The organism is Candidatus Contendobacter odensis Run_B_J11, from assembly GCF_000531125.1.
GTDB lineage: Bacteria > Pseudomonadota > Gammaproteobacteria > Competibacterales > Competibacteraceae > Contendibacter > Contendibacter odensensis.
In genome coordinates, this window is record NZ_CBTK010000232.1 from 1 (window position 1) to 1630 (window position 1630).

Sequence of the window (1630 nt, forward strand, 5' to 3'; positions counted from 1 at the left end):
GTGCACATGGACTTTCAGTCCGTTACTTCAACCCACCGGCTTTCAGCCGGTGGTTGTTGAGTATTCCTCGCAAGTCAATAATTTAAGCTCATTTTTGGAGATATTCAGTGAAGGTTTGCGGGGTTGGTACGTATAAGCCACCAAGGCGGCTAAGACGTTGACCATGGCGTTAACGACGCTGCGGTGACGGGTATGCTCGATCTGCTGAATGTTCTTGATCTGATCATTGATGGTTTCGATGATGGCGCGCTTGCGTAACAATAACTTATCGACTAGGGGCATAAGCTTGTTATGCATGTTCTTACGGATTTTGTTCACCCGGTGTAGGCCTCGTTCCCACAGAACGTGAAACAGTTGCGAGGAAATGTAGCCGCGATCACCGATGAGCTTGCCGGTCAACCCCTGGGTCAGCTCCGGGACCGGTTCCCGGTTATCCACGTTGCCAAGGGTAATGCGGAAGGCCAGGAGTTCGCCCCGGTCATTGACCACGAGATGAAGCTTGAAGCCATAGAACCCACCCATGGAAGTTTTGCCCCGGCGAGCGACGACCTTGAAGACTTTGTGGCTGTGGATCCGGCGGTTGTGGCAAACCACCAGGGAGGTGGCATCCACGAAAGCCAGTCCGGTGTCTTCGCTGCGGCGGGTGTTCAGGTAGATGCACATCGGCATCAGCGCCGTTGGGATCAGCGCGACAAAGCGGGTATAACTCAACTGATGGGGAAACTCCCCCCGGCAGTGTCGGCATAGATAGAGCAAATAAAACGCCTTGAAGTTGCGGTACTGGGACTGATGGAAGTCGATCAAAATCGTCATGATTTCGCTGAGGGTGAGTCGGCTCAACCGTTGTCGTTTCCGTTGGCCACGGGTCAGGAGCTGGCGATGCCAGGTCGGTAGGAATAACCGGCAGAAATCATCAACATCGCAAAACAGGTCGTCTAAGTTCATGGCAGGGACTCTTGGGAAGCGGTTGACTACCCAAGAACCTTAGCGGGTTCCATCCCAGAAGCCACCCCCAGCCTTATCCAGAACTCACGTTAAATAATTCTAATTTGTCAGATTGAAACACAACCTATTGATTTTGCTAAAATTCACATAAAGTGAGTGAAATTGATAAAACTTTAGAAATCAAACACTTGCCCGTAATCTGACAAAGTAGAAATAATCTTAGTCACAAAATCGTTGCTTCTCTTTCTGGATATCCATTTATCTTGTCGGCCTCACCACCTATCAGTTCCTCATCACCTCGCAGACGCGATAAAAGGACGGCAAGGGTTGTTGAGTTTGGAGTCGTCTTCGGAGCAACCGCAGACCGCGCTTGAACCACGACAGGGCGCTACGGGCGAGTTTTCGAAAGGTCCAATGATCCGGATCGGTCTGTTGTTGGGGTTTTTTTCCAACGGGGTCGGGTGATCGCGGGCGTCTTCTTGCCCGGCGCGGACGCACCCGTGCATGGCCAAGGCCATGATCAACAGCAGACGATCCAGGCGATCCGGAGCGCGCAGTGGGGTGGCTTCCAGGTCAAAACCGCGACTTTTGAAATCGGAAAAGGGGGGTTCAATGCCCCAGCGACTCTCGTAATCCGGCACGGCTGCCTTCGGGGGTCGGCCGTTCATGGCGATGATCCAGGGTT

2 protein-coding genes are annotated in these 1630 nt (G+C 52.6%); both read right to left on the reverse strand.

Going from position 1 to position 1630, the window contains the following annotated elements; genetic code table 11:
- Positions 1-42: 42 nt before the first annotated feature.
- Positions 43-945, reverse strand: coding sequence for an IS982 family transposase (locus BN874_RS13280; protein ID WP_034434264.1), 903 nt, complete (start codon positions 943-945; stop codon positions 43-45).
- 293 nt (positions 946-1238) lie between these two features.
- The coding region (locus tag BN874_RS24620; RefSeq protein ID WP_338140933.1) for a transposase at positions 1239-1630 on the reverse strand (392 nt) is incomplete at its 5' end.